The organism is Microbispora rosea (assembly GCF_900156315.1).
In the GTDB taxonomy this organism is placed as follows: Bacteria; Actinomycetota; Actinomycetes; order Streptosporangiales; family Streptosporangiaceae; genus Microbispora; species Microbispora rosea.
Map to the genome: position 1 here is coordinate 34482 of NZ_FTNI01000006.1, position 25850 is coordinate 60331.

The 25850-nt window shown below is 70.2% G+C and carries 24 protein-coding genes; 20 read left to right on the plus strand and 4 right to left on the minus strand.

The window, feature by feature from the left end; all coding sequences use genetic code 11:
- Position 1: 1 nt before the first annotated feature.
- Complete coding sequence (locus tag BXA11_RS10580) at positions 2 to 1387, minus strand: Dyp-type peroxidase (RefSeq protein ID WP_076434359.1); 1386 nt, start codon at positions 1385 to 1387, stop codon at positions 2 to 4.
- Positions 1388 to 1582: 195 nt separating this feature from the next.
- Between BXA11_RS10580 and BXA11_RS10585 the strand changes: the two genes are divergently transcribed.
- From BXA11_RS10585 to BXA11_RS43045, 9 genes are all read left to right on the plus strand, one after another.
- Positions 1583 to 2677 (plus strand): carboxylate-amine ligase, encoded by a 1095-nt coding sequence (locus tag BXA11_RS10585; protein ID WP_076434360.1) that lies wholly within the window; start codon positions 1583 to 1585, stop codon positions 2675 to 2677.
- An 84-nt stretch (positions 2678 to 2761) separates the two neighbouring features.
- Positions 2762 to 3115: a hypothetical protein gene (locus BXA11_RS10590; protein WP_030505832.1), complete on the plus strand. Its 354-nt coding sequence runs from the start codon at positions 2762 to 2764 to the stop codon at positions 3113 to 3115.
- A gap of 156 nt (positions 3116 to 3271) precedes the next feature.
- Positions 3272 to 3685: a hypothetical protein gene (locus BXA11_RS10595; protein WP_076434361.1), complete on the plus strand. Its 414-nt coding sequence runs from the start codon at positions 3272 to 3274 to the stop codon at positions 3683 to 3685.
- Between the two features lie 71 nt (positions 3686 to 3756).
- The gene (locus BXA11_RS10600; protein ID WP_239104937.1) at positions 3757 to 5187 is read left to right on the plus strand and encodes a CynX/NimT family MFS transporter; all 1431 of its coding nucleotides are present in this window, start codon (positions 3757 to 3759) and stop codon (positions 5185 to 5187) included.
- Between the two features lie 73 nt (positions 5188 to 5260).
- The gene (locus BXA11_RS10605; RefSeq protein WP_076434363.1) at positions 5261 to 5923 is read left to right on the plus strand and encodes an SRPBCC family protein; all 663 of its coding nucleotides are present in this window, start codon (positions 5261 to 5263) and stop codon (positions 5921 to 5923) included.
- A 158-nt stretch (positions 5924 to 6081) separates the two neighbouring features.
- Positions 6082 to 6873: a dienelactone hydrolase family protein gene (locus tag BXA11_RS10610; protein WP_051761216.1), complete on the plus strand. Its 792-nt coding sequence runs from the start codon at positions 6082 to 6084 to the stop codon at positions 6871 to 6873.
- Positions 6874 to 7093: 220 nt separating this feature from the next.
- Complete coding sequence (locus BXA11_RS10615) at positions 7094 to 7954, plus strand: DMT family transporter (protein ID WP_030505827.1); 861 nt, start codon at positions 7094 to 7096, stop codon at positions 7952 to 7954.
- Positions 7955 to 8115: 161 nt separating this feature from the next.
- Complete coding sequence (locus tag BXA11_RS10620) at positions 8116 to 9168, plus strand: LacI family DNA-binding transcriptional regulator (protein ID WP_373320548.1); 1053 nt, start codon at positions 8116 to 8118, stop codon at positions 9166 to 9168.
- A 39-nt stretch (positions 9169 to 9207) separates the two neighbouring features.
- Entirely contained in the window at positions 9208 to 9363 is a 156-nt protein-coding gene (locus BXA11_RS43045; RefSeq protein WP_159454757.1) for a hypothetical protein, read from the plus strand.
- Between the two features lie 70 nt (positions 9364 to 9433).
- Here BXA11_RS43045 and BXA11_RS10625 read toward each other — a convergent pair whose 3' ends face one another.
- Entirely contained in the window at positions 9434 to 9649 is a 216-nt protein-coding gene (locus BXA11_RS10625) for a hypothetical protein (RefSeq protein WP_076434365.1), read from the minus strand.
- A gap of 324 nt (positions 9650 to 9973) precedes the next feature.
- Here BXA11_RS10625 and BXA11_RS10630 point away from each other — a divergent pair, with 324 nt between their 5' ends.
- The 11 genes from BXA11_RS10630 to araA all read left to right on the plus strand — a co-directional run bounded on the left by BXA11_RS10630 (position 9974) and on the right by araA (position 23609).
- Entirely contained in the window at positions 9974 to 10960 is a 987-nt protein-coding gene (locus tag BXA11_RS10630; RefSeq protein ID WP_076434544.1) for a LacI family DNA-binding transcriptional regulator, read from the plus strand.
- A 75-nt stretch (positions 10961 to 11035) separates the two neighbouring features.
- Positions 11036 to 12037: an ABC transporter substrate-binding protein gene (locus BXA11_RS10635; RefSeq protein WP_076434366.1), complete on the plus strand. Its 1002-nt coding sequence runs from the start codon at positions 11036 to 11038 to the stop codon at positions 12035 to 12037.
- 114 nt (positions 12038 to 12151) lie between these two features.
- On the plus strand, positions 12152 to 13663 hold the full coding sequence (locus tag BXA11_RS10640; protein ID WP_030505822.1) for a sugar ABC transporter ATP-binding protein: 1512 nt from the start codon (positions 12152 to 12154) through the stop codon (positions 13661 to 13663).
- Positions 13660 to 14706, plus strand: coding sequence for an ABC transporter permease (locus tag BXA11_RS10645; RefSeq protein WP_030505821.1), 1047 nt, complete (start codon positions 13660 to 13662; stop codon positions 14704 to 14706). The genes BXA11_RS10640 and BXA11_RS10645 overlap by 4 nt, the downstream gene beginning before the upstream one ends.
- Positions 14703 to 15701 carry a galactofuranose ABC transporter, permease protein YjfF gene (yjfF, locus tag BXA11_RS10650; RefSeq protein ID WP_231513722.1) on the plus strand — a complete coding sequence of 333 codons (999 nt, stop codon included), beginning with the start codon at positions 14703 to 14705 and terminating at the stop codon, positions 15699 to 15701. Before BXA11_RS10645 ends, yjfF begins: the two co-directional genes overlap by 4 nt.
- Positions 15702 to 15767: 66 nt before the next feature.
- Positions 15768 to 16886, plus strand: coding sequence for a multiple monosaccharide ABC transporter substrate-binding protein (gene chvE, locus BXA11_RS10655; RefSeq protein WP_030505819.1), 1119 nt, complete (start codon positions 15768 to 15770; stop codon positions 16884 to 16886).
- A 50-nt stretch (positions 16887 to 16936) separates the two neighbouring features.
- Positions 16937 to 18466: a multiple monosaccharide ABC transporter ATP-binding protein gene (gene mmsA, locus BXA11_RS10660; protein ID WP_076434367.1), complete on the plus strand. Its 1530-nt coding sequence runs from the start codon at positions 16937 to 16939 to the stop codon at positions 18464 to 18466.
- A gap of 5 nt (positions 18467 to 18471) precedes the next feature.
- Positions 18472 to 19731, plus strand: a complete 1260-nt coding sequence (gene mmsB / locus BXA11_RS10665) for a multiple monosaccharide ABC transporter permease (protein ID WP_030505817.1) — start codon at positions 18472 to 18474, stop codon at positions 19729 to 19731.
- A gap of 94 nt (positions 19732 to 19825) precedes the next feature.
- Positions 19826 to 21475 (plus strand): ribulokinase, encoded by a 1650-nt coding sequence (araB, locus tag BXA11_RS10670; protein WP_076434368.1) that lies wholly within the window; start codon positions 19826 to 19828, stop codon positions 21473 to 21475.
- The gene (locus tag BXA11_RS10675; protein WP_076434369.1) at positions 21472 to 22131 is read left to right on the plus strand and encodes an L-ribulose-5-phosphate 4-epimerase; all 660 of its coding nucleotides are present in this window, start codon (positions 21472 to 21474) and stop codon (positions 22129 to 22131) included. The genes araB and BXA11_RS10675 overlap by 4 nt, the downstream gene beginning before the upstream one ends.
- Positions 22128 to 23609, plus strand: a complete 1482-nt coding sequence (gene araA, locus BXA11_RS10680; RefSeq protein ID WP_076434370.1) for an L-arabinose isomerase — start codon at positions 22128 to 22130, stop codon at positions 23607 to 23609. The genes BXA11_RS10675 and araA overlap by 4 nt, the downstream gene beginning before the upstream one ends.
- Before the next feature lie 107 nt (positions 23610 to 23716).
- Here araA and BXA11_RS10685 read toward each other — a convergent pair whose 3' ends face one another.
- Together BXA11_RS10685 and BXA11_RS10690 are read right to left on the minus strand one after the other, a co-directional pair.
- The gene (locus BXA11_RS10685; protein WP_076434371.1) at positions 23717 to 24856 is read right to left on the minus strand and encodes an NAD(P)-binding protein; all 1140 of its coding nucleotides are present in this window, start codon (positions 24854 to 24856) and stop codon (positions 23717 to 23719) included.
- Complete coding sequence (locus BXA11_RS10690) at positions 24853 to 25767, minus strand: RNA polymerase sigma-70 factor (RefSeq protein ID WP_076434372.1); 915 nt, start codon at positions 25765 to 25767, stop codon at positions 24853 to 24855. The genes BXA11_RS10685 and BXA11_RS10690 overlap by 4 nt, the downstream gene beginning before the upstream one ends.
- Positions 25768 to 25850 lie beyond the last annotated feature (83 nt).

The window sequence follows — 25850 nt, forward strand, 5'->3', positions numbered from 1 at the left end:
GTCAGAGGCTCTTGAGATAGGCGAGCGACGGCATGAAGAAGTACTCGCCGCCCTTCATGGTCACGGTCTGGGGGACCTGGCGCTGGGGGGCGCTGAGCTTCGTGCTGTCCCACGCCTTCGGGTAGCGCACCTTGGCGTCCCGCTTGCCCTGGCCGATCACGGGGTCGTGGCCGGTGCCCTCGGCCGGGAAGTCGGGGTTGTCGGCCCAAGTCTGCTGGGTGAACTCGAACTGACTCTGCAGGCTGGCGTTGAACGCCATGAACAGCAGGCCCACCCCGCCGGTCGGCCGGGTCGCCGCAGGCGCGTCGTCCCACGGCCTGTCGGTGCGGCCGCCGTAGGTCTGGCCGCGCCGGGCCATCATGACGCCGAGCGCGCGCTCCAGGCCGCCGTCCCGCGAGTCACGGGGGTTGGCCTTGCGGATGTGCGCGCCGACCGGGCACTTGGCGCCGGGGTCGTCGCGGTAGCTGAAGTCGTTCTGCACGGGGTGGCCCTCGGAGCTCGGCTTGCCGTGCAGCCGCAGCGGCGTGCCGTTGCGGAACCGGCCCACCAGCATCGCGCCCGCGAGCGGCCGGTCGTCTCCCTTCAGGCCGAGCGCGTCGGCGAGGGCCTCCTCGGCCTCGCGGAACGCGCGGACGTTCTGCTCCAGCTTGCGCAGGACGAGGTAACTGCCGAAGTGCCGGGCCGGGTGGGGAGCGAGGGGGTCGGAGACGAGCACGTGGCTCAGCGGGAAGAAGGGGTTCCAGTTGGTGCCGGACTCGGCGGCCACCTGGTCGGCGAGGAACAGCGGCTGGCTGCGGCCGTCCACGTAGCCGAAGTGCTCGATGCCCCGGCCCTGCGCGTCGCGCAGGCCCTCGCCCTTCTCCTCGCCGACGATCTTCGCGGTCTTCGGCAGCAGCGCGAGGACGCGTGCGCGGGTGGCGGCGACCGGCTCGGGCGTGGCGTCGCCGATCAGCACGATCGCGTGGATCTCCTCCTGGTAGTGCTTCTCCCAGGCGCTCACCGCCGGGTCGCTCAACGTGTCCTTTCGCCGCTTCATCCCCGACTTGAACGCGTTGTCGGTGAACCGGGTGGTCGAATGGCCCAGTTTCAGATAGCCGATTTTGCTGATGCCGACGCCCACGTACGGCGTGCCCGATTTCTTCGTGCGGTTGAAGTCGCGGACCTCTTCCAGATGCTTCCTGGCCGATTTCATGAGCGGGACGAGGGAGCGCAGGAAGCGCCTGCCGTCCGGGCCGTCGCCGAAGTGCACGAGGAGCAGGGACATGCTCTCCCGTACGTGCGCCTGCAGGATGTTCGGCTGCAGGTTGTCGAGCATGGCCGTGGTGTCGGCGTCGAGTTTCGCCGAATCCCAGGCGAGCGGTTTGCCGTTGGACAGGTCGACCGGCATGTCGAATCCTTCCCCGTAGTGGAAATGTCGGGCCCCCACCCGATAAGAGCCATCATTCACGGAAAAGGTTCGGCGTACAGAGGGAATTCGGCGGCGATGCCGGGCGCCTCCCGACCGGGGATCGTGCCCCGGCGCCGATCCATGCGTGATCGGCCAGGTCACGCCTATTCCGCACCACCGGGGTAGTGATCGGTCATGACGAAGAAACGGCCTGTCGGCGTTGAAGAGGAGTTCCTTGTCGTCGATCTCGAGACCCGGCGGCTGACGCCGCTGGCGGAGTCGATGCTGGAGCGGCTGCCGGACGAGGGGTTCGCGGCCGAACTGCAGCGCTCGGTGGTGGAGACCAACAGCACCCCGATGGAGGACCTGGGCGACGTGCGGGCCGAGATCGTGCGGCTGCGCCAGGCGCTCGTGTCCGCAGGCGAGCCGCTGGGGGTGGGTGTGATCGCCTCCGGCACCACCCCGGTCACCGGCATCGAGGGCTACACGTTCACCCCCGGAGAGCGCTACGAGTACCTGTCGGAGTCCTACCGGTTCCTCGCCCAGGAGCAGCTCATCTGCGGGGCGCAGGTGCATGTGGAGATCGACGACAGGGACGTGGCGGTGCTCGCCGCCCAGCGCGTGGAGCCGTGGCTCCCCCCGCTGCTCGCGCTCAGCGCCAGTTCGCCCTACTGGATGGACGAGGACAGCGGATATGCCAGCAGCCGCGCGCTGACCTGGCAGCGCTGGCCGACCGCGGGCCCGCTCGGCCCGTTCGCGGACGCCGCCGAATATGACAGGACGGCCGAGGACCTGGTGGCCTCCGGCGTCATCGAGGACCGCGGCATGGTCTACTTCGACCTGCGGCTCAGCGCCCACGTGCCGACGGTGGAGATGCGCATCTGCGACTCCTGCCCGCTCGCGGACGACGTGGTGCTGCTCGCCGGTCTATTCCGCGCCCTCATGACGAGGGAGATGGAGGCCGTGGAGCGGGGCGAGCCGCCGGCCGGCGAGCAGCGCCTGGCGCTGCTGCGGGCGGCCAACTGGCGGGCGGCCCGCGACGGGCTGGAGGGCGACCTGCTGTCGCCCGTGACGAGCAGGCCGGAACCGGCCCCGCGGCTCATCACCTGGATGCTGGAGGAACTGCGGCCGACCCTGGAGAAGCTGGGCGACTGGGAGATCGTCTCGGAGCTCGCCGACGCTGCGCTGCGCCGGGGCAGCTCGGCCTCGCGTCAGCGGGGGGCGCACGCGGTCAGCGGGAAGCCGGAGGACGCGGTCGACCTGCTCCTCGCCGAGACCCGGCAGCGCTAGCGGCGCGGGCAGGCCGTGCGGCAGGGCGGGTGTGCGGGCCGATACTCTACTGGCCATGTCTGCGATCCCCGCCCTGTGCGCGGCATGAACGGCGCCTACTCGGGCTGGCTGATCGGCGCCGCCCTGCTGCTGGCGCTCGTCGGCGTCGTCACCGCCGTACGGGACCGGCCGATGGGGCCGGTGCTGCTGGCCGGGCTGGGACTGCTTGAGCTCGCCGTGCTCGCGCAGGCGGGCTTCGCGCTCGCCGGTCTCGGCCACGTGGCGGAGAAGGCGACCTTCATCGGCTACCTCGCGGGCACCGTGGTGATCCCGCCCGCCGCCATCTGGTGGGGCCGGGCGGAGCGCACGCGCTGGGGCTCCGGGGTCATCGCCGTGGCCGCCTTCACCGTGGCCGTCATGACCGGGCGGCTGCTGCAGCTCTGGAACGCGGGCGCATGAGCGAGCGTAGCGAGCGAATCAATAGACACAGCGCGATTCGCTCATGCGGCTCCGAGCCGCAAGGCGAGGAGGTGGCATGAGCGAGCGTAGCGAGCGAATCAATAGACACAGCGCGATTCGCTCATGCGTCTCCGAGCCGCAAGGCGAGGAGGTGGCATGAGCGCTCCTTCCGGGCAGGACCGGCGCGGCGAGGCCGTACGCTCCGGGCCGGGACGCGTGCTCGTGGCCGTGTACGGGATCTTCGCGCTGGCCGCGACCTCCCGCGCCGCCGTGCAGATCGCCACGAGATTCGCCGAGGCGCCGCTGGCGTACGTGCTGTCGGCGTTCGCCGGAGTCGTCTACATCGTGCTCACGGTGGCGCTGGCCCGCGGCGCACGACGCGTCGCGGTCGCCGCCTGCCTGGTCGAGCTGGCCGGAGTGCTGGTCGTCGGCACGCTGAGCCTGGCGGACCCCGCCGCGTTTCCGCAGGCCACCGTGTGGTCGGGGTACGGCAGCGGCTACCTCTTCGTGCCGCTCGCGCTGCCCGTGATCGGCCTCCTGTGGCTGCTGCGCGGCGTACGACGTTCGTAGCGAGTTCTCCGAAGCTGGAACAAATGAGAGAGATGAGGGCTTTGGTATGGTGTCAATCGTAGGATGACCCGATGAGGGGAGATGTTGCGGCGATGAGTGCCGTCGTGACGCGGAGGGCCGTGCTCGGGGCACCGTGGAGGGCACACGGCGGATCGATGGCGTGGCTGATCGCCGGGGGCATCGCCCTCGCCGCGTTGAACCTGCGTACCGCGGTGACCAGCGTGGGCACCGTTCTCGACCAGGTGAGCGCGGGGCTGGGCCTGTCGGCGGCGATGACGGGGCTTCTCACCACGCTGCCGGTGATGAGCTTCGCCCTGTTCGGCGCGCTGACACCGGCCATGTCCCGCAGGATGGGGGAGCACCGGCTGCTGCTGGGCGCGATCGTCCTGCTCGCGGCGGGGCAGGCCGTGCGCTCCCTCGTCGACTCCGCCGTGCCGTTCATGGCGGCCAGCGCGGTCGCGCTGGCGGGCGGCGCGGTCGGCAACGTCGTCATCCCCGCCCTGATCAAGAGGCACTTCCCCCGGCGGGCGGGTGCGATGACCACCGTCTACTCGACGGCCCTCGCGGCCGGGACGATGGTCGCCGCCGCGGCGACCGTTCCCGTGCAGCAGGCCGCGGGAGGCAACTGGCACGTGGCACTCGGGGTGTGGGCGGCTCTGGCCGCCGTGGCCGCGATTCCGTGGCTCGCGCTCAGGCGCGGTGAGCCGGAGCGGCGCGACACACCCGCGAGGGCCGGTGCAGACGGCCTCCTGCGCAGCAGGCTCGCCTGGGCCGTGGCCGGATACTTCGGCTCGCAGTCGATCATCGCGTACGTGATGTTCGGCTGGCTGCCGCTGCTGCTCCGGGACAACGGCTACACCGCCGGTCAGGCCGGGCTGGTCCTCGCCGTGTTCACCGGGCTCGGGATCCCCGTCTCGATGGCGGTGCCCGCCCTGGCGTCCCGGCTGTCCGGCCAGCGTCCGCTGGTGATCGCCTTCGCGGCCCTGTACGCGGTCGGCTTCGCGGGCCTGCTCACCGGGCAGGCGCTGTGGGCGTGGTCGATCCTCGTGGCCGTCGGCGGGGGCACCTTCCCGCTCGCGCTCGCGATGCTGGCCATGCGGACCCGCACGGCGGCGGGCACCGCCGCGCTGTCGGCCTTCGGGCAGAGCGCCGGATATCTCATCGCGGGCGCCGGGCCGATCACGTTCGGCCTGCTTCACCAGGTGAGCGGCGGGTGGGCGCTGCCGTTCGGGCTGCTGTTCGCCGCGCTCGCCGTCCAGGTGGTGACCGGGTGGTACGCGGCGGCCGACCGCACGCTGGAGGACGAGACGTCGTCCGCGCCCACCGGGCGCCGGCACGACCACGTCTCGCGGGGCGTGCGCGACCTCGTCGTGGGACGGGGGCGCCGGTCGGCCGAGAAGGCGCGGCGCGCGCGGGCGGCCGACGGGGGCAGCGCGGCCCGGCCGCGCCTGGCCCGCCCGGCCGGGCGGCGCGGCGGACACCACAAGTCGGCCTCCCGCTGACGTCGCGTACCTGGGTTTACGTCCATCTCTCAGGGCAGGCGTAGTGCAGAAACCCACGAGAGAAGGAGAAGGCATGAGCTCGATCGAGCAGTCTGTCGACGTGAATGTCCCGATCCGCACCGCGTACAACCAGTGGACGCAGTTCGAGAGCTTCCCGGAGTTCATGGAGGGCGTGGAGTCGGTCAAGCAGATCGGCGACACGCGCACCGACTGGGTCGTCGAGATCGCGGGCGTCCGTCGCGAGTTCGAGGCGGAGATCACCGAGCAGCACCCGGACGAGAGGGTCGCCTGGCGCTCGGTGGACACGCCGCGGCAGGCCGGCGTCGTCACCTTCCACCGGATCGACGACAACACGACCCGCGTCACGCTGCAGATGGAGTACGACCCCGAGGGCTTCCTGGAGAAGGCGGCGGACGCCTTGCAGATCGTCCGCATGCGCGTCAAGGGCGACCTGGAGCGTTTCAAGACGTTCATCGAGTCGCGCGGCGGCGAGACCGGCGGCTGGCGGGGTGAGGTTCCCGGTGCGCACCAGCAGGGTGGCACGGGCACCGGCGGCTCCGGCACGGGTTACGACATCGGCGAGCCGATGCCGCCCCAGACCGTCAACCCCGAGTATCCGCGCGAGACGCCGCTGCCGCCGCCCGGCACCGGCCCGATCCCGCCCGCTCCCGGCACGGGTCCCGTCCCCGGCCCCGGCCCGGTGCCGCCGCGGGACACGCCCGGTCCGGTGATCTGATCCGAGCATTCAGCCCGAGCATTCAGGCCCGTCTCCCGAAAGGAGATGGGCCTGTTGTTTTTCGGATATCGATAATTTATTTCGTGCTGATATGATGTGAAATTCGTAATATAGCCTCACGGGCGTACCCGCCGACCTCACCGAAAGGCCTATCGCCCGTGTGTTACGAGCCCGACGCCGTGCCGCCCGTTCACGGCTCTCCGATCACGACCGTCACGTCCGAGCGCCTCGTGCTGACCTCGGCCGACGGTGCGAACTTCGCGGCCTTTCTGTCCCGCCCCGGCCGGGCGTCCGGTCCCGCGGTGCTCGTCCTGCCGGACAACCGGGGCTTGTCGGGATTCTACGAGCGCCTTACCGAACGGCTCGCCGAGCAGGGGCACACCGCGCTCGCCGTCGACTATTTCGGCCGTACGGCCGGGACCGGCCCGCGGCCCGACGACTTCCCCTTCATGGAGCACCTGGGCAAGGCGCACAAGGACGGGCTGTTCGCCGACATCGCCGCCGGCGCCGCACACCTGCGGGCCGAAGGGTGCGCGGACATCGTCTCTCTCGGCTTCTGCTTCGGCGGGAGGCTCGCGTTCATGACGGCGAAGCCGGCCTTCGGGCTCGCCGGAGTCATCGGCCTGTACGGCTATCCGGACGTGCTGTTCGGCAACCCCGGCCCCACCCAGATGGCGGGCGAGCTGCGCGGCCCCATCCTGGGACTGTTCGGCGGCGCGGACGAGGGCATCTCCCCCGAGGTGGTGAGCGCGTTCGGCGAGGCGTTGGAAGGCGCCGGGGTGGCGCACGAGTTCGTCACCTATCCGGGAGCACCGCACAGCTTCTTCGAGCTGGGCCGCCCGGAACTCGCCGAGGCCTGTGCGGACGCCTGGTCGCGCATTGCCGGCTTCCTGAAGCGGACAGCCCGAGGCGACCTGACCTCGCCTCGGGCTGCCACGATGCAAGACTAAGCCTTCTGCCTCCCGCCGCGCGCACCGGCACCCCCGAAAGTGCCCAAATGGTGATGCGGCCGACCGTGCGGACACGTTACGGTGCCCGCGTGACATTGATCGTCTCTCCGCCGCCCGCCCGCTAGCGGGCGGCGCCATCCGGTGAGCCGGGCCAGGGCGGCCCGGCCGGTGGCCCCTGCCCGCCTGCGGGAATCGGGCCCACCTCACTGGAGAGACATCGATGAACCATGCTCCAGCCCTGTCCGTACGGCAGGGCCTCGTCTACGTGTCCACCGCCGCGGTCGCCTGGGGAACCGGGGGAGCGGCGGGGGCGGTGCTGCACGGTGCGGGACAGCTGAGTCCCGTCGCCGTGTCGTTCTGGCGCTTCGCCTGCGGCGCGGCGCTTCTGCTCGCCGTCGCCCGCAGCCGGCCCTCCTGGCGGGCGGTGCTGCTCGTCGGCCCGGCGATGGCGGTCTGCCAGGCGGCCTACTTCGCGGCCATCGCCGAGGCCGGCGTCGCGGTCGCCACGATGATCACGATGGGCGCCACCCCGCTCCTGGTGGCGGCCGGCGGCCGGCTCTTCCTGGGCGAACCGCTGGGCCGCACCGGCCTCGGGTGCGCCGCGCTCGCCGTCGCGGGCCTGGCCATGCTCACGGGAGGCGCGCAGACGGTCACCCCGGCGGGCGCCGGCTACTCGCTGCTGTCGGCGGCGGCCTACTCCCTCGTCACCCTCACCACCCGCCGGATGCCCGCCGAAGGCGTGGCCGTGTGGGGGTTCGCCGGAGGCGCGGCCTGCCTGCTCCCGATCGCCGCGGCCGGAGGGCTGCTGCCCGCCGGGCACACCGTGACCAACGTGCTGCTGCTCGGCTATCTGGCGGCCGTGCCGACGGCGCTCGCGTACGGGCTGTTCTTCGCCGGGCTGCGCGTCGTCGGCGGCACCACGGCCGCGGTCCTGTCCCTGCTCGAACCTCTCGTCGCCGCCGTCATCGGCGTCGTGCTGCTGGGGGAGCGGATGACGGCCGTGCAGGTGGGCGGGGCGATGACGCTCCTGTGCGCTCTCGCCTGGCTCGCGAGGGGCGAACTTCGCGACGCCCCACGCTAACGCAGGGGGGCGAGGATCTGTTAGCGATACCATGAGCTGGGGCCACTGCGCGTACGCGGCCACTCGAGGGAACGTTCCCCGCCGGGCACGTGACGCGCAGTGATCATCGTAGTGGTGGTACGGCTTGCTGTTATGGCAAACACTCAGGAAACCTGACCGGAATGAGCGGGGCGCGGCGGATGACGAAGGTCCGGCCTGGAGAGAGCCCGACCGAACGCCCGAAGGCGGCGGTCATGGAGGACGTCGCGGTGCTGGCAGGGGTGTCGGCGATGACGGTGTCGAGAGTGCTGAACGCTCCGGAGAAGGTGCGCCCGGAGACCAGGGCGCGCGTACTCGCGGCGGTCCGCGAGCTCGACTACCGGCCCAACTCGGCGGCGCGTGTCCTGGTGACCGGCCGCTCGGGGGTGCTGGGGGTCGTCTGCTTCGACACCACCCTGTACGGCCCGGCCTCCACGTTGTTCGGCATCGAGCAGGCGGCCAGGGACAGCGACTACCTGGTCAGCATCGCCAGCCTGCCCGCGCTCAACCGCAGCTGGATCACCAGGGGGATCGACCGCCTGCGGTCCCAGTCGGTGGACGGCGTCATCGTCGTCGCGCCGCACGAGTCGGCCGCCGAGGGGCTCCGCCACCTTCCCCAGGGGCTCCCGGTGGTCGACGTCGGCGGGGGAACGGACCTGCTGGTGCCGGTCGCGGCGGTGGACCAGCGCGCCGGCGCCGCCCGCGCCACCCGCCACCTGCTCAGTCTCGGTCACCGCACCGTCTGGCACCTGTCGGGCCCGCCCAACTGGATCGACTCGAGCGGCCGGGTGGCCGGCTGGCGGTCGGCGCTGGAGGCGGAGGGCAGGGAGGTGCCCGAGCCGCTGGTCGGCGACTGGACCGCCCACTCCGGCTACGAGATCGGCAAGCGGCTCGCCCGTGAGCCCGACGTGACGGCGGTCTTCGTGGCCAACGACCACATGGCGATGGGCGTGCTGCGGGCCCTGCGGGAGGCGGGCCGGCGGGTCCCCGAGGACGTGAGCGTCGTCGGGTTCGACGACGTCCCCGAGGCGGCCTACTTCTGGCCGCCCCTGACCACGGTGCGGCAGAACTTCGGCGAGGTCGGCCGGCAGGCGTTCCAGCTCCTGCTGGACCGCATCGCCGGGGTTGACGGCAAGGCGAGGCGCATGGTGGAGCCCGAGCTCGTGGTGAGGGAGAGCACCGGCGTCAGCTCCTGACGGAGTCGCCGCCCGGCACGCTCCCGCCATCGGGCACCTGTGGGAACGGCCGCAGGCGCAGACGCGCCCGCCGCCGCCCGGAAGGAGCCGTCCGGCTTCACCTGCGCGCGCGACGCGTGGGCGGTGCCGGCGGTGCCGGCCCGGGTGTCCCTGCCGAGGCGGATGAACGTCACCGAGTGGGCGGGGAAGTCGTAGGTGAAGGCGGAGGAGGATCCGCTCATCTCCCTTTCGACCGGGGAGATCTTCGCGGGCTCGTCGAGTGAGTTCACCGCGGCACCGGGTCACCGGTCAGCGAGGTGACGAGGGCCTTCGGCGCGATCGCGGCGTCGCCCGGGCCGACCGCGCTGCGCACGGCGGTGTCCTGGACGTGGAGGGCCTTGATCACCGTGTCGTAGAGCGGCTCGACGGAGGCGTTGTCGGTGAAGTCGTTGATCTTCTGGCCGTCGAGCCAGGTGGTGATGCGGGCCGCTCGCCATGTCACTCGCCGCGCCACTCGCCATGCCACTCAACAGGGCCGCCGACAAGGCCGGTGATCAGGCCTTTCTGCTCATGCGGGCGGCTCCTCCGAGCTCTGTTAGCGCTAACGTCACGGGATGGTCGCAAAGTGAGCGTTAACAAGGTGGATTCGGCCACCAGTTAATGGCTATGCGGCATGTCCGTCAATAGGACGTTAATGCGATGTTTCGGTGTGACCGGACCGTAATCGGCCACCACCTTGACGGGGGGTCGTGTTAACGCTCACAGTCTTCCCAAGCAGTGGAGAGGAGCGCCAGTGGGACCCAACGTCGAGCGTCGCCCGCCCGTCATGGCCGACGTGGCCAGGCTGGCCGGAGTGTCGCATCAGACGGTCTCGCGGGTGCTCAACGACCATCCGAACGTCCGCGCCGAGACCCGCACCCGGGTCATGCGGGCCATCGACCAGCTCGGTTACCGCCGAAACCTCGTCGCCCGGGCCCTGGTCACCAAGCACTCGCGCACGCTGGGCGTGGTCAGCTTCGACACGACGCTGTACGGCCCGGCGAGCACGGTATACGGAATCGAGCAGGCGGCGCGGGACGCGGGCTACTTCGTGAGCATCGTGAGCCTGCGGACCATCGACAGGGCCGGCGTGAACGACGCGATCGGCTACCTCGCCGAGCAGGGCGTGGACGGCATCGTCGTCGTCGCCCCGCAGCGATCGGCGGCCCGGGCGCTCGACGACCTGCCGGCGGGCATGCCCGCCGTGGCCGTCGAGGGCTGGCATCAGGGCGAGGTCTCCGTGGTGAGCGTCGATCAGGTCGAGGGCGCCAGGCTGGCGACCTCGCACCTGCTCGACCTCGGGCACGAGACCGTCTGGCATGTCAGTGGCCCGGCGGACTGGCTGGAGGCCGAGGGCCGGATCGAGGGCTGGCGCGCGGTGCTGACCGCCGCGGGGCGGCCCATTCCCGGCACGCTGACCGGTGACTGGAGCCCGCGTTCGGGTTACCGGGCCGGCAAGGAGCTCGCCGCGATGGCCGGCGACGTCACCGCGGTGTTCGTCGCCAACGACCAGATGGCGCTCGGCCTTCTGCGCGCGTTCACGGAGGAGGGAGTGAAGGTCCCCGAGCAGATCAGCATCGTGGGCTTCGACGACATCCCTGAGTCGGAGTTCTTCTCCCCGCCGCTCACCACCATCAGACAGGACTTCGGGGCCGTCGGCAGGCGCAGCATCGACGTGCTGCTCCGGCAGATCGAGTCGGGCGAGGCGCTGCCTCACGAGCGTCTCGTAGTGCCTCCCCAGTTCGTGTTCAGGGGAAGCACAGCCGCGCGCTAGCCGCACGGAAACACATCGGATAACCCAGCGCTGTGCCTTAGGTGTTAGCGCTAACAGTTAGAAAGGATCCCCCCAGTGTTGAAGAGGATCTCGGCACTGATCCTGGCCGGTGCCACGGCTCTGACGATGGCCGGTTGCGGCAGCAGCGACAGCGGCAGCGGCGGCAGCGGCGATTCGTCCGGCGGTGGCGCCAAGGACGGCAAGATCGTGATGGGCTTCGCCCAGGTCGGCGCGGAGAGTGGCTGGCGCACCGCCAACACCAAGGACATTCAGGAGACCGCCAAGGAGGCGGGCATCGACCTGAAGTTCTCCGACGCGCAGCAGAAGCAGGAGAACCAGATCAAGGCGATCCGCTCCTACATCCAGCAGAAGGTCGACGTCATCGCCTTCTCGCCGGTGGTGGAGTCGGGCTGGGACACCGTCCTCAAGGAGGCCCAGAACGCGAAGATCCCGGTCATCCTCACCGACCGGGCCGTGGACTCCCAGGACACCAGCCTGTACAAGACCTTCCTCGGCTCCGACTTCATCGAGGAGGGCAAGAAGGCCGGTCAGTGGCTGGTCGACCAGTACAAGGACAGCAAGGACGACGTGAACATCGTCCAGCTGGAGGGCACCACCGGGTCCGCGCCCGCCAACGACCGCAAGTCGGGCTTCGAAGAGGTCGTCAAGGCCGACCCGAAGTTCCACATCATCGCCTCGCAGAGCGGCGACTTCACCCGGGCCAAGGGCAAGGAGGTCATGGAGGCCTTCCTCAAGTCCAACCCTGACATCGACGTGCTCTGGGCGCACAACGACGACATGGGCCTCGGCGCCATCGAGGCGATCGAGGGCGCGGGCAAGGTCCCGGGCAAGGACATCAAGATCATCACCGCCGACGCGACCCACGACGGCATGCAGGCGCTCGCCGACGGCAAGATCAACTTCATCGTCGAGTGCAACCCGCTGATGGGCAAGCAGCTCATGGAGCTCGCCAAGAAGGTCGTCAACGGTGAGCAGGTTCCCCAGCGGGTGGTCACCGAGGAGACCACCTTCACCCAGGAGCAGGCGAAGGAAGTCCTGCCCAGCCGCAAGTACTGACCGGAAACCGGGCCGCCCCCACCGCGGGGGCGGCCCGGCCCCGCTGGTGAGTGGATAACACCGAGCGATCCGATGGTGAGCGGGAAACACGGAAACACGGGAGAGGGGCACCGCATGGCCGCACCCGCGCCGATCCTGCGGATGAGCGGGATCGGCAAGCAGTTCCCCGGCGTGAAGGCGCTGGACGGCGTGGACTTCCGGCTGCTGCCGGGGGAGGTCCACGCGTTGATGGGAGAGAACGGCGCCGGAAAGTCGACCTTGATCAAGGTGCTGACCGGGGTCTACGACATCGACGCCGGAGAGATCGAGCTGGAGGGCAGGCGGGTCGCCTTCTCCAGCCCGCTCGCCGCGCAGCAGGCGGGCATCAGCACCGTCTACCAGGAGGTCAACCTCTGCGCCAACCTGTCAGTGGCGGAGAACATCTTCATCGGACGTGAGCCGCGCCGCTTCGGCCGGATCCAGTGGCAGACGATGCGCCGCCGGGCCACGGAGATCCTCTCCCGTCTCGACCTCGACCTCGACGTGTCGGCTCCGCTGACGTCGTACTCGCTGGCCATCCAGCAGATGGTGGCGATCGCGCGGGCCGTGGACATCGACGCGAAGGTGCTGATCCTCGACGAGCCCACCTCCAGCCTCGACGCGGACGAGGTCGCGCAGCTGTTCCGGGTGATGCGCAGGCTGAAGGAACAGGGCATCGCGATCCTGTTCGTCTCGCATTTCCTCGACCAGATCTACGAGATCTCCGACCGGATGACGATCCTGCGCAACGGCACCCTCGTGGGGGAGTACCTCACCAGTGAGCTGAGCCAGGTCGACCTGGTCGGCAAGATGATCGGCCGCGAGCTGGCCGACCTGGAGAAGCTGGAGGCCCGCCCGCCCGCACGCGAGGCCGCGCCGCTGGTCGAGGCCGACCATCTGGGGCGCTCCGGGGCGATCGAGCCGTTCACGCTCACCATCCACGAGGGCGAGGTCGTCGGCCTGGCCGGGCTGCTCGGCTCGGGCCGTACGGAGGTCGCCCGGCTGCTGTTCGGGGCCGACCACGCGGGCACGGGCTCCTTGAAGATCGGCGGCGAGCAGGTCAACCTGCGCACGCCGCGCTCCGCGGTCTCCAGGAAGCTGGCCTTCTGCTCGGAGAATCGGCGGGCCGAGGGGCTCATCCCCGACCTCACCGTCCGCGAGAACATCATCCTCGCCCTGCAGGCCGCGCGCGGCTGGAGCCGGCCGATCCCGCGGCGCAAGCAGGACGAGCTGGTCGACAAGTACATCGCCGCGCTGAACATCCGCCCGGCCAACCCCGACCAGCTCATCAGGAACCTCAGTGGCGGCAACCAGCAGAAGGTGCTGCTGGCCCGCTGGCTCATCCTGGAGCCTCGCCTGCTCATCCTGGACGAGCCCACCCGGGGCATCGACGTCGGCGCCAAGGCCGAGATCCAGCGCCTGGTCGCCGAGCTGTCGGACGGCGGGATGGCCGTGCTGTTCATCTCCGCCGAGCTGGAGGAGGTGCTGCGGCTCAGTCACAAGGTCGGCGTGCTGCGCGACCGCCGGCTCGTCGCCGAGCTGGACAACGACGAGGGCCTGACCACCGACACACTGACGGAGACGATCGCGAGCGGAGCCCGATCATGAGCCGGATCCTGAAGCACCGCCTGTTCTGGCCCGTGGTCGTCCTGGTCGCGCTGCTGCTGCTCAACCTCGTCTTCACCGACGGCTTCTTCAGGATCGAGATGAAGGAGGGCCACCTCTACGGCAGCCTCATCGACATCTTCCGGTTCGGCGCGCCGCTGATCCTCGTCGCGACCGGCATGACGCTGGTCATCGCCACGAGCGGCATCGACCTGTCGGTCGGGTCGGTCGTGGCGATCGCCGGAGCGCTGGCCTGCATGCGCATCAGCGACCTGAGCGACCAGAACTCGGTGGCCGGCGTGCTGTCGGCCGTGGGCATCGCGCTGGTGCTGTCGGTGGTCCTCGGCCTGTGGAACGGCTTCCTCGTCGCGGGCATCGGGATCCAGCCGATCATCGCGACGCTGATCCTGATGGTGGCCGGGCGCGGCCTGGCCCAGCTCATCACCGACGGCCAGATCACCACGGTCCAGAGCTCGTCGTACAAGCTGATCGGCGGCGGCTACTGGCTCACGCTGCCGTTCGGGATCATCATCGTGGCGGTCGTGCTCGCGCTCACCGCGTTCCTCACCCGGCGCCTGGCGCTCGGCCTGCTCATCGAGTCGGTCGGCGGCAACGCCGAGGCGAGCCGCCTGGCCGGCATCAGCGCCCGCGGCGTGCTCATCATGGTGTACGCGTTCTGCGGGCTGTGCGCCGGCATCGCGGGCCTGATGATCAGCTCGAACGTCTCCAGCGCCGACGGCAACAACGCGGGCCTGTGGATCGAGCTGGACGCGATCCTCGCCGTCGTCATCGGCGGCACCCCGCTGTCCGGCGGCCGGTTCTCGCTGAGCGGCACGGTGCTGGGCGCCCTCATCATCCAGACGCTGACCACCACCATCTACTCCATCGGCGTCCCCCCGGAGACGACGCTGCTGTTCAAGGCGCTCGTGGTGACGATCGTCTGCCTGATCCAGTCCCCGGCCTTCCGTGCGAAGGTGTTCCACCGCCGCAGGCGCCCGGTCCCGGCGTCCACGGCGCCCGAAGAGAAGGTGAGGGTCTCGGCGTGACGGGTATCACCGGTCTGCTGGACCGCCGCCGTACGGTTCCACAGAAGTACATCCCGGTCCTGGTGACCGCGGGCCTGTTCGTGGCCATGTTCGTGGCGGGCGGCATCCGCTACGAGAACTTCGCGACCGGGCAGATCATCCTCAACGTCTTCATCGACAACGCGTTCCTGCTGGTCGTCGCGGTCGGAATGACGTTCGTGATCCTCACCGGCGGCATCGACCTGTCGGTCGGTTCGGTGGTCGCGCTGGCCACGATGCTGAGCGCCAGCCTGCTGAAGGACGGCTGGCCCGCGTTCGCGGTCATGGCCCTGGTGCTGGTGATCGGCGCGGTGCTGGGCCTGGCGATGGGCGCCATCATCCACTACTTCGAGATCCAGCCGTTCATCGTCACGCTGGCCGGCATGTTCCTCGCCCGCGGCCTGTGCTACACGATCAGCACCGAGTCGATCCCGATCGACAACCCGACGTTCACCGATATCGCGCAGACGCGGATCAACTTCGGCGGCGACCTGTCGGTCACCCCGAGCGCGCTGATCGCGGTGGCCGTCGTGCTGATCGCGGCGTACGTGCTGCATTACACGCGGCTCGGTCGCAACGTCTACGCGACCGGCGGCAGCGAGCAGTCGGCCCTGCTCATGGGCCTGCCGGTGGCCCGTACGAAGATCGCGGTCTACACGATCAGCGGGTTCTGCTCGGCCCTCGGCGGCCTGCTGTTCGCCTTCTACTCGCTGTCCGGCTACGGGCTGAGCGCCGTGGGCATGGAGCTGGACGCCATCGCCGCGGTCGTCATCGGCGGCACGCTGCTGACCGGCGGGAGCGGCTTCCTGCTCGGCACCGTGCTCGGCGTGCTCGTGCTGGGCCTGATCCAGACGATCATCAGCTTCGAGGGGACGCTGAGCTCCTGGTGGACCAAGATTTTCATCGGTCTGCTGCTCTTCGTCTTCATCCTCCTGCAGCGCGTATTCTCAGGTGGCTCACGCCGCAGAGCTCCCTGATGTGCGGAAAGTCCTATCCTTCTACCGGCCGCACACCGGTGTGCGGCGACCCCCAAGGAGATGTACATGAGGTTGCTACGAATCGGGGGCGCGGTGTCCGCCATCGCGCTCGCCGTGACCATGACCGCCTGCGGCTCCAGCCAGAAGACGGTGGACACGGAGGCGTCCGCGTCCTCCGGAGCCGGCGCCGCCGGGGCCCTGGTCGGCGTCACCATGCCCACCAAGTCGTCGGAGCGCTGGATCCACGACGGCGACAACGTCAAGCAGCAGCTTGAGGCCCTCGGCTACCAGGTGGACCTCCAGTACGCCGAGAACGACATCCCCACCCAGGTCAACCAGATCGAGAACCAGATCACCAAGGGCGCGAAGCTCCTGATCATCGCCTCGATCGACGGCACCGCGCTCACCTCGCAGCTGCAGGAGGCCGCGGACAACAAGATCCCGGTCATCGCCTACGACCGGCTCATCCGCAACAGCCCGAACGTCGACTACTACGCGACCTTCGACAACTTCAAGGTCGGCGTGCAGCAGGCGACCTCGCTGCTGAAGGGCCTCGGCGTCGACGGCGGCAAGAAGGGCCCGTTCAACGTCGAGCTGTTCGGCGGCTCGCCCGACGACAACAACGCCACCTTCTTCTGGAACGGCGCGATGTCGGTGCTCCAGCCGAAGATCGACGACGGCACGCTGAAGGTCAAGAGCGGCCAGACCGACTTCAAGCAGGCCGCCATCCTGCGGTGGGACCCCGCCACGGCGCAGAAGCGCATGGAGGACATCCTCACCAAGACCTACACCGGCGACGCCAAGGTCGACGGCGTGCTCTCGCCGTACGACGGACTGTCCATCGGCATCCTGTCGGCGCTCAAGAGCTCCGGCTACGGCACCAGCGGCCAGCCCTACCCGGTCGTGACCGGCCAGGACGCCGAGCTCGCCTCGGTCAAGTCGATCATCGCCGGTGAGCAGTACTCCACCATCTTCAAGGACACCCGCAAGCTCGCGGAGCAGACCGTGAAGATGGCCGACGCGGTGCTGAAGGGCCAGAAGCCCGAGGTGAACAACACCACGGACTACAACAACGGCAACAAGGTCGTTCCGTCTTACCTGCTGGACCCTGTGGTCGTCGACAAGGACAACTACAAGGACGTCATCGTCGGCAGCGGCTACTACACCGAGGACCAGCTCAAGTAGGGATCCGGGCCCGGGGAGCAGTCCCCGGGCCCTCCCTGAGCGGGGGGCACATGACCGAGCACATCTTGCGGATGAGCGGGATCACCAAGACATTCCCCGGGGTGAAGGCGCTACAGGACGTCAACCTGGCGGTCCGGCGGGGTGAGATCCACGCGATCTGCGGCGAGAACGGCGCCGGCAAGTCGACGCTGATGAAGGTGCTGTCCGGGGTCTATCCCCACGGCCAGTACGACGGCGAGATCACCTTCGAGGGCAGACGCTGCGAGTTCGGCGGCATCCGCGACAGCGAGCACGCCGGCATCGTCATCATCCACCAGGAGCTGGCGCTGTGCCCGCAGCTGTCGATCGCCGAGAACATCTACCTCGGCAACGAGCGGGCAGCGCGCGGCGTCATCGACTGGAACCGCACCAACTACGAGGCCGGCGAGCTGCTGAAGCGGGTCGGCCTGCGGGAGAACCCCACGACGACGGTCTCCGACATCGGCGTGGGCAAGCAGCAACTCGTGGAGATCGCCAAGGCGCTGTCGAAGGAGGTCAAGCTCCTCATCCTCGACGAGCCGACCGCGGCACTCAACGACGAGGACTCGGCCCACCTGCTCGACCTGCTGCGCGGGCTGAGGGACGAGGGGATCACCTGTGTGATCATCTCACACAAGCTCAACGAGGTGATCGCGATCGCGGACTCCGTCACGATCCTCAGGGACGGGCAGACGATCGAGACTCTCGACATGGCCGTCGACGGCGTGACCGAGGACCGCATCATCTCCGGCATGGTCGGCCGCGCCCTCGACAACCGCTTCCCGCCGCGCACGCCGGCGATCGGCGAGGAGGCGTTCCGTATCGAGGACTGGACGGTCTACAGCCCCAGCCAGCCTGGCCGGAAGGTGGTCGACGGGGCCTCGCTGACGCTGCGGCGTGGTGAGATCGTGGGCCTGGCCGGGCTGATGGGCGCCGGCCGCACCGAGCTGGCGATGAGCGTGTTCGGGCGGACGTACGGGGTGCACATCTCCGGCAGCATCTTCAAGGACGGCAGGCCGATCGAGATCCGCACCGTGCAGGACGCGATCAAACACGGCGTCGCCTACGCCACCGAAGACCGCAAGAGGTACGGCCTCAACCTCATCGAGGACATCAAGCGCAACATCAGCGCGGCATGGCTCAAGGGCCTGTCGAGGCGTGGCTGGGTCAACGAGTACGAGGAATACCGCGTCGCCCAGCAGTTCCGCGCGAGCATGAACATCAAGGCGCCGAGTGTCGACAGCGTCGTCGGCAAGCTGAGCGGCGGCAACCAGCAGAAGGTCGTGCTCTCCAAGTGGATCCTGACCGAGCCGGACGTGCTGATTCTCGACGAGCCGACCCGGGGCATCGACGTCGGCGCCAAGTACGAGATATACACGATCATCAACCGTCTGGCGGAGCAGGGCAAGGCCGTGCTGGTGATCTCGTCCGAGCTGCCCGAGTTGCTCGGTCTCTGCGACCGCATCTACACGCTCTCGGAGGGGCGCGTCACCGGTGAGGTGCCGCGCGAGGAGGCCACGCAGGAACGCCTCATGTATTTCATGACCAAGGGACAGGAGTAGCCGGCATGAGCAGCATCACGCCCGCCGACGTGGAGGTCGGCGCCAAGGGCGGCGGGGGAGCGCCGGGGCGGCCGGGCCGGGTGTCGCTCGGCGGGCTGTCGCTCAACCTGCGCTCCAGCGGCATCTACATCGCGTTCGCGCTGATCATCGTATTGTTCTCGGTGCTGACCGACGGCGCACTGCTGCAGCCGCAGAACATCTCCAACATCATCGTCCAGAACTCCTACATCCTGATCCTCGCGATCGGGATGATCCTGATCATCATCGCGGGGCACATCGACCTGTCGGTCGGCTCGGTGGTCGCGGTCACCGGCGGGCTCTCCGCGGTGCTCATGGTGAACATGGGCATGCCATGGCCGGTGGCCCTGCTGATCACGATCGCGGCCGGCGCGCTGATCGGGGCCTGGCAGGGGTACTGGATCGCGTACTTCGGCATCCCCGCGTTCATCGTCACGCTGGCGGGCATGCTGCTCTTCCGGGCGCTGACCCTCACCGTCCTGGGCAACCAGGGCATCGGTCCGTTCCCCGACCAGGTCCGCACGCTGGCCAACGGCTTCACCGACGGCTGGCTGGGCAACATCGGCCTCGGCCCGCTCGGGGGCGCCGACCTGTTCAGCCTGCTGGTCGGCATCGTCGCGATCGCCGGCATGGTCCTCGCGCAGTGGCGCAGCCGCAGCGCGCGCAAGGGGTACGGCCAGGCGGTCGACCCCCTGGCGCTGTTCGTGCTGAAGATGGCGGCCGGAGCCGCGCTGATCCTCTTCCTCGTCGTGCAGCTCGCCCGCTTCAAGAACCTGCCGTGGGTGCTCGTGCTGCTTGCGGTGCTCGTGCTGGCGTACTCGCTGATGGCCAACCGCACCGTGTTCGGGCGGCAGGTCTACGCGATCGGCGGAAACCTGCACGCGGCGGTGATGTCCGGCGTCAAGGTCAAGTCGGTCGTCTTCTGGATCTTCGTCAACATGGGGGTCCTGTCCGCGATCGCCGGCGTCATCTTCGCCGGCCGGCTCAACCAGGCCGGCCCCACCGCGGGCAACAGCTTCGAGCTGGACGCCATCGCCGCGGCCTTCATCGGTGGCGCGGCCGTCCAGGGCGGCGTGGGCAAGGTGGTCGGCGCGATCACCGGTGGTCTCATCATGGCGGTGATCAACAACGGCATGTCGCTGATCGGCTCGCCCAGCGAGCGCGTCATGCTCGTCAAGGGCGCCGTGCTGCTCGCCGCGGTGGCGTTCGACGTGTGGACCAAGCGCAGGGCCGGCACCGCCCGCTGACGGCCGCAGAGATCGACAGGAAACCGGGTCGCCGGCCTCATCGCCGGCCGGCGACCCCCGCCCCAGCCGGCACGAGAGCTTGTGGAGGTTGAGTGTGAGCGTTAACAATGAGCGTTATGTGGTCGGTGTGGATTACGGCACGTTGTCCGGCCGCGCCGTGGTGGTGCGCGTGAGCGACGGCGCGGAGCTGGGGAGCGCCGTGCACGAGTACGCCCACCGCGTGATCGAGGACGTGCTGCCCGGCTCGGGGGCCCGCCTCGGACCCGACTGGGCCCTGCAGTCGCCGGCCGACTGGATCGACGTGCTGCGCAACGCCGTGCCGAAGGCCCTGGCCGACGCGCAGGTCTCCGCGGAGCAGGTCGTCGGCATCGGCACGGACTTCACGGCCTGCACGATCCTGCCCGCCACGGCCGACGGCCACCCGCTGTGCGAGGAGTTCCCCGAGCGGCCGCACGCCTGGCCGAAGCTCTGGAAGCACCACGCGGCGCAGCCGCACGCCGACCGGATCAACGCGCTGGCCGCCGAGCGCGGCGAGGCGTGGCTGCCGCGGTACGGCGGCAAGATCTCCTCCGAGTGGGCCTTCGCCAAGGGCCTGCAACTGCTGGAGGAGGACCGGGAGATGTACGACCGGGCCGACCGCTGGATCGAGGCCGCCGACTGGATCATCTGGCAGCTCACCGGGGTGGAGACCCGCAACGTCTGCACCGCCGGATACAAGGCCGTATACCAGGACGGCGCCTACCCGTCCGAGGACTTCCTGGCCGCGCTGAACCCCGCCTTCTCCGGGTTCACCCGGAAGCTCGGCCAGGATCTCGCTCCGCTGGGCGGCCTCGCCGGGCACCTGACCCCGCGGGCCGCCGAGTGGACCGGGCTGCCCGAGGGGATCGCGGTCGCGGTCGGCAACGTCGACGCCCACGTCACCGCGGCCGCGGCCGACGCCGTACGGCCCGGCCAGATGGTCGCCATCATGGGCACCTCCACCTGCCACGTCATGTGCTCCGACCAGCTCGCCGAGGTCCCCGGCATGTGCGGCGTGGTGCGCGACGGCATCGTCCCCGGGCTGTGGGGCTACGAGGCCGGCCAGTCCGCCGTCGGCGACATCTTCGGCTGGTACGTGGACAACTGCGTGCCCGCGTCGTACGCCGAGCGGGCAGCGGAGGCGGGAGTCGGCCTGCACGAGCACCTGACCTCGCTCGCGGCCGAGCAGAAGGTCGGGCAGCACGGGCTGGTCGCGCTCGACTGGCACGGCGGCAACCGCTCTGTCCTGGTCGACCACACCCTGTCCGGCGTCATCGTCGGGCAGACGCTCGCCACCCGCCCCGAGGACGTCTACCGCGCGCTCATCGAGGCCACCGCGTTCGGCGCCCGCACGATCGTGGAGACGTTCGAGGCGGCCGGGGTGCCGGTCGAGGAGTTCGTGGTCGCCGGCGGCCTGCTCAAGAACCGCTTCCTCATGCAGACGTACGCCGACGTGCTGCGCCGCCCGCTGTCGGTGATCGGCTCCGACCAGGGGCCGGCCCTCGGCTCGGCCATCCACGCCGCCGTCGCCGCGGGCGCCTACCCCGACATCACGGCCGCCGCGGCGGCGATGGGCAAGCGCGAGGCGGCGGCGTACGTGCCCGACGCCGAGCGGGCCGACGCCTACGACCGGCTCTACGCCGAATATCGCAGGCTGCACGACCACTTCGCGGACGGCGAGATGCTCCACCGGCTCCGCGCGATCAGGAACGAGGCCAGCGCATGATCGATGAACTCCGCAGGGAAGTCTGCCGGCTCCACGCCGAACTGGTTCGATACAACCTCGTCGTCTGGACGGCCGGCAACGTGTCGGGCCGGGTGCCGGGCGAGGACCTGTTCGTCATCAAGCCCAGCGGGGTGTCGTACGACGACCTGACCCCCGAGTCGATCGTGGTCTGCGACCTCGACGGCAACCTCGTCGAGGGTGACCTGTCCCCGTCCAGCGACACGGCCGCGCACGCCTACGTGTACCGGAACATGCCCGAGGTCAACGGGGTCGTGCACACCCACTCCACGTACGCCTCGGCCTGGGCGGCCCGCGGTGAGGCGATCCCGTGCGTGCTCACCGCGATGGCGGACGAGTTCGGCGGCGAGATCCCCCTCGGGCCGTTCGCGCTCATCGGCAACGACGACATCGGCAAGGGGATCGTCGCGACCCTGACCGGGCACCGTTCCCCCGCCGTGCTGATGCAGAACCATGGCGTGTTCACCATCGGCGAGTCGCCGAAGGCGGCGGTCAAGGCCGCCGTGATGTGCGAGGACGTCGCCCGCACCGTGCACGTTTCCCGGCAGCTCGGTGAGCCGCTGCCGATCGCACAGGGTGACATCGACCGCTTGTACGACCGGTATCAGAACGTCTATGGACAGAGGAGTCACCTGTGAAGCTATGGTTCCTGACCGGTAGCCAGGGCCTGTACGGCGAGGACACGCTGCGGCAGGTGGCCGAGCAGTCCCAGCGCATCGCCGAGCAGCTGGGCGAGGCGTTGCCGTTCGAGCTCGAATGGCGGCCCGTGCTCACCGACGCGGCGGCCATCCGCCGCGTGTGCCTTGAGGCCAACGGTGACGACGACTGCATCGGCCTGATCGCGTGGATGCACACGTTCTCCCCGGCCAAGATGTGGATCGCCGGCCTGGACGCGTTGCGCAAGCCGCTGCTGCACCTGCACACGCAGGCCAACGTTGAACTGCCGTGGAGCTCCATCGACATGGACTTCATGAACCTCAACCAGGCCGCCCACGGCGACCGCGAGTTCGGCTACATCCAGACGCGGCTCGGCGTGCCGCGCAAGACCGTCGCGGGTCACGTGAGCGACCCCGCGGTGGCGGCGCGCATCGCCACCTGGGCCCGCGCCGCGGCGGGCCGGGCCGAGGTCGGCTCGCTGCGCCTGGCCCGCTTCGGCGACAACATGCGCGACGTCGCCGTCACCGAGGGCGACAAGGTCGAGGCGCAGCTGCGGTTCGGGGTGTCGGTGAACACCTACGGCGTCAACGAGCTGGCCGAGGCCGTGGACGCCGCCGCGGACGCCGACGTGTCCGCCCTCGTCAAGGAGTACGAGGACCTCTACCGGCTGGCCCCCGAGCTGCGCGCGGGCGGGGAGCGGCACGAGTCGCTGCGTTACGCGGCCCGCATCGAGCTGGGCCTGCGGCACTTCCTGGAGGGCGGCGGCTTCAAGGCATTCACCACGAACTTCGAGGACCTGGGCGGGCTGCGCCAGCTTCCCGGCCTGGCCGTGCAGCGGCTCATGGCGGAGGGCTACGGCTTCGGCGGCGAGGGCGACTGGAAGACCTCGGTGCTGCTGCGCACGCTCAAGGTCATGTCGGCGGGCCTGCCCGGCGGCACCTCGTTCATGGAGGACTACACCTACAACCTCACCCCGGGCGAGGAGCTCATCCTCGGCGCGCACATGCTGGAGGTCTGCCCGACGATCGCGGCAGACACCCCCGCGTGCGAGATCCACCCGCTGAGCATCGGCGGGCGGGAGGACCCGGTGCGGCTGGTGTTCGACGCCGCCCCCGGCCCCGCCGTGGTGGTCGGCCTGTCCGACATGGGCGAGCGGTTCCGGCTGGTGGCCAACGAGATCGACGTGGTCGCGCCGCCCGAGCCGCTGCCCGCCCTGCCGGTCGCCCGCGCCGTGTGGCGGCCCCGGCCCGACCTGCGCACCTCCGCCGAGTCGTGGATCACGGCAGGTGCCCCGCACCACACGGTGCTGTCCTCGGCCATCGGGTCCGAGGAGCTGACCGACTTCGCCGACATGCTCGGCGTCGAGTTGCTCGTCATCGACGAGGCGACCACCTCCCGCCAGTTCACCAAGGAACTGCGGTGGAACCAGGCCTACTACCGGCTCGCGCAAGGATTCTGACAAGCAGGAAGTGGGTGGTGGGCGGCCCGGCCGCCCTCACCCTCGGGCCCTTCTCCTCCGGGAAAGGGCCCGTTTCCGTCGCGTCAGACCGCCCGCCGGTGCGGCGATCAGGAGGCGAGGGCGGCCCGGGCCGCCGCGAGCGCGCTGTTGATCGACACCTCGGAGAGCATGCCGGGCGCCGCCACCTGGTCGCCGGCCAGCCACACGCCGTCGCCGCGCTGGACCGCCGGCCTGTCGCGCCACATCGTGCCGGGCAGGTCGAGCGCGCCGCTGCGCCCGGCGGCCACGGCGTCGCGGCGCCAGGTCGTCCGCCCGCGCCAGTCCGGCAGGGCCAGGTCGGCGATCCGTTCCAGCCGCGCGAGCGCCGCGGCCTTCGGCTCATCGGGGCGCATCGGCATCTGCATCTGGACGAGGCTCTCCCCGGGCGGGGCCAGGGACGGATCGGGCAGCGAGTAACGCTCCAGGAAGCCGCCCTCGTCAAGGTCGCTGACGAGGAACATGTCCCGCGGATCGGCGCGCACGGCGAGGTCGAGCAGGACCGACCGGCCGCTCTCCCAGCGCAGCGAGTCGTCGCCCAGCAGGCCGCGGGCGGCGTCGAGGGAGGTGGCGACGATCACCCGTCCCTCCGGCAGCCGGTCCGCGCGCGATCCGGTCTCGATGCGTACGCCGAGGTCGCGCGCCCGCGCGGCCATCCGGTCGATCACCCGTCCCCAGCCGCCGGCCACATAGCGCGCGGCCGGGTAGCGCGGGGCGAGCACCCGCCGGAGCCGCTCCCAGGCGAAGGCCGCCGACAGCCGGCCGGGGTCCGACTCGTAGGTGACGACTCCCAGGAACCGGGCGGCGGCGCGCGCGGCGCCGGCGCCGAAGCGGCGGGTGGCCCAGGATCCGAAGTCCTCGTCCACCGGCGCCGTAAGACCACGCCGGGCGACCATCCGCAGCAGCCCGGCCGGGGGCCTTCCGGTCAGCCTCCCGTCCCGGCGGAACCGGACCCGGGCCAGGTGTCCCGGCCGTATCGGCGCGTACGGCCGGACGAGTCCCCGCTCGTCCAGCCACCGCCAGGGCAGGCCGTCGGAGTAGAAGACGTGGGTGCCGTCGTTGGCGACGTACGGCGTGGCGGTGGAGCGGGCGCGCCCGCCGAGGGTGCGGTGCGCCTCGTGCAGGACGACGGCGGCGCCGCCCTCGGCGCAGGCGATGGCGGCGGTCAGGCCGGCGAGCCCGCCGCCCACGATGGTGATGTTTTCTCTCATGCACTCCCGGACGAATCGCGGGCCCCGATCCGTGACATCTTGTCCGGGTTGGCGATGAGGTAGATCGTGTCCACCAGTCCATCGGCGATCACCAGCGAGATGACCGTGACGGGACGGCCGTCCAGCCGGGCGACGATCGCGGGGCCGCCGTTGACCTGAGCGATCTCCATGTCCATCTCCCTGTCCGGGGAAGCGCCCATGGAGGCCAGGAAGCGCCGGCGGCCCTCCGCGCTCGCGATCGCGACGAGGAAGCGGGCGACCGGCGCGGCGCCGGCCAGCTCCCGCAGCGGCGCCCGGACCTTGCCGCCGCCGTCGCCGACCATGCGGACGTCCGCGGCGAGCAGCGCGGTCAGGCCCTCGATGTCCCCTTCCGCGCAGGCAGCGACGAAGCGCTCGGTGATCGTGCGCCGCTCGCGCCGATCCACGTCGAAACGCGGCCTACGCTCGCGCACGTGGTCACGGGCGCGTCTGGCGAGTTGCCGTACGGCGGGCTCGCCTCGGCCGAGGATCTCGGCGATCTCGCCGTGGGAGAAGCCGAACGCCTCCCGCAGGACGAACACGGCCCGTTCCAGCGGGGACAGCGTCTCCAGCACGACGAGGAGGGCCAGCTCGACGCTGTCGGCGAGTTCCGCGGACTCCCCGGAGTCCGGCGCGCCGACGACCGGCTCGGGCAGCCAGGGCCCGACGTACGCCTCCCGCCTGGCCCGCACCCGGCGCAGCCGGTCGACGGCGAGGTTGGTGGTGACGCGTACGAGGTAGGCCTTCGGGTTGGCCACCGACGCGGCGTCCACCTCCGCCCAGCGCAGCCACGCCTCCTGGACCACGTCCTCAGCGTCCGCGGCGCTGCCGAGGATGCGGTAGGCCACACCGGCGAGCAGGCTCCGGTGCGTGGTGAAGACTTCAATGGTCATGTCATGCCAGACGTATCATGCCCGCCGCGGTGTGACATCGGCTCGTCCGGTTACCGTCCCCGCGCGGACTCCTATACACTGAC

Bases quoted from the DNA above. Each gene is read 5' to 3' on its own strand.
- BXA11_RS10580 (WP_076434359.1), bottom strand. From the start codon at position 1,387: ATGCCGGTCGACCTGTCCAACGGCAAACCGCTCGCCTGGGATTCGGCG.
- BXA11_RS10585 (WP_076434360.1), top strand. From the start codon at position 1,583: ATGACGAAGAAACGGCCTGTCGGCGTTGAAGAGGAGTTCCTTGTCGTC.
- BXA11_RS10590 (WP_030505832.1), top strand. From the start codon at position 2,762: ATGAACGGCGCCTACTCGGGCTGGCTGATCGGCGCCGCCCTGCTGCTG.
- BXA11_RS10595 (WP_076434361.1), top strand. From the start codon at position 3,272: ATGAGCGCTCCTTCCGGGCAGGACCGGCGCGGCGAGGCCGTACGCTCC.
- BXA11_RS10600 (WP_239104937.1), top strand. From the start codon at position 3,757: ATGAGGGGAGATGTTGCGGCGATGAGTGCCGTCGTGACGCGGAGGGCC.
- BXA11_RS10605 (WP_076434363.1), top strand. From the start codon at position 5,261: ATGAGCTCGATCGAGCAGTCTGTCGACGTGAATGTCCCGATCCGCACC.
- BXA11_RS10615 (WP_030505827.1), top strand. From the start codon at position 7,094: ATGAACCATGCTCCAGCCCTGTCCGTACGGCAGGGCCTCGTCTACGTG.
- BXA11_RS10620 (WP_373320548.1), top strand. From the start codon at position 8,116: ATGAGCGGGGCGCGGCGGATGACGAAGGTCCGGCCTGGAGAGAGCCCG.
- BXA11_RS10630 (WP_076434544.1), top strand. From the start codon at position 9,974: ATGGCCGACGTGGCCAGGCTGGCCGGAGTGTCGCATCAGACGGTCTCG.
- BXA11_RS10640 (WP_030505822.1), top strand. From the start codon at position 12,152: ATGGCCGCACCCGCGCCGATCCTGCGGATGAGCGGGATCGGCAAGCAG.
- BXA11_RS10645 (WP_030505821.1), top strand. From the start codon at position 13,660: ATGAGCCGGATCCTGAAGCACCGCCTGTTCTGGCCCGTGGTCGTCCTG.
- chvE (WP_030505819.1), top strand. From the start codon at position 15,768: ATGAGGTTGCTACGAATCGGGGGCGCGGTGTCCGCCATCGCGCTCGCC.
- mmsA (WP_076434367.1), top strand. From the start codon at position 16,937: ATGACCGAGCACATCTTGCGGATGAGCGGGATCACCAAGACATTCCCC.
- mmsB (WP_030505817.1), top strand. From the start codon at position 18,472: ATGAGCAGCATCACGCCCGCCGACGTGGAGGTCGGCGCCAAGGGCGGC.
- BXA11_RS10675 (WP_076434369.1), top strand. From the start codon at position 21,472: ATGATCGATGAACTCCGCAGGGAAGTCTGCCGGCTCCACGCCGAACTG.
- BXA11_RS10685 (WP_076434371.1), bottom strand. From the start codon at position 24,856: ATGAGAGAAAACATCACCATCGTGGGCGGCGGGCTCGCCGGCCTGACC.
- BXA11_RS10690 (WP_076434372.1), bottom strand. From the start codon at position 25,767: ATGACCATTGAAGTCTTCACCACGCACCGGAGCCTGCTCGCCGGTGTG.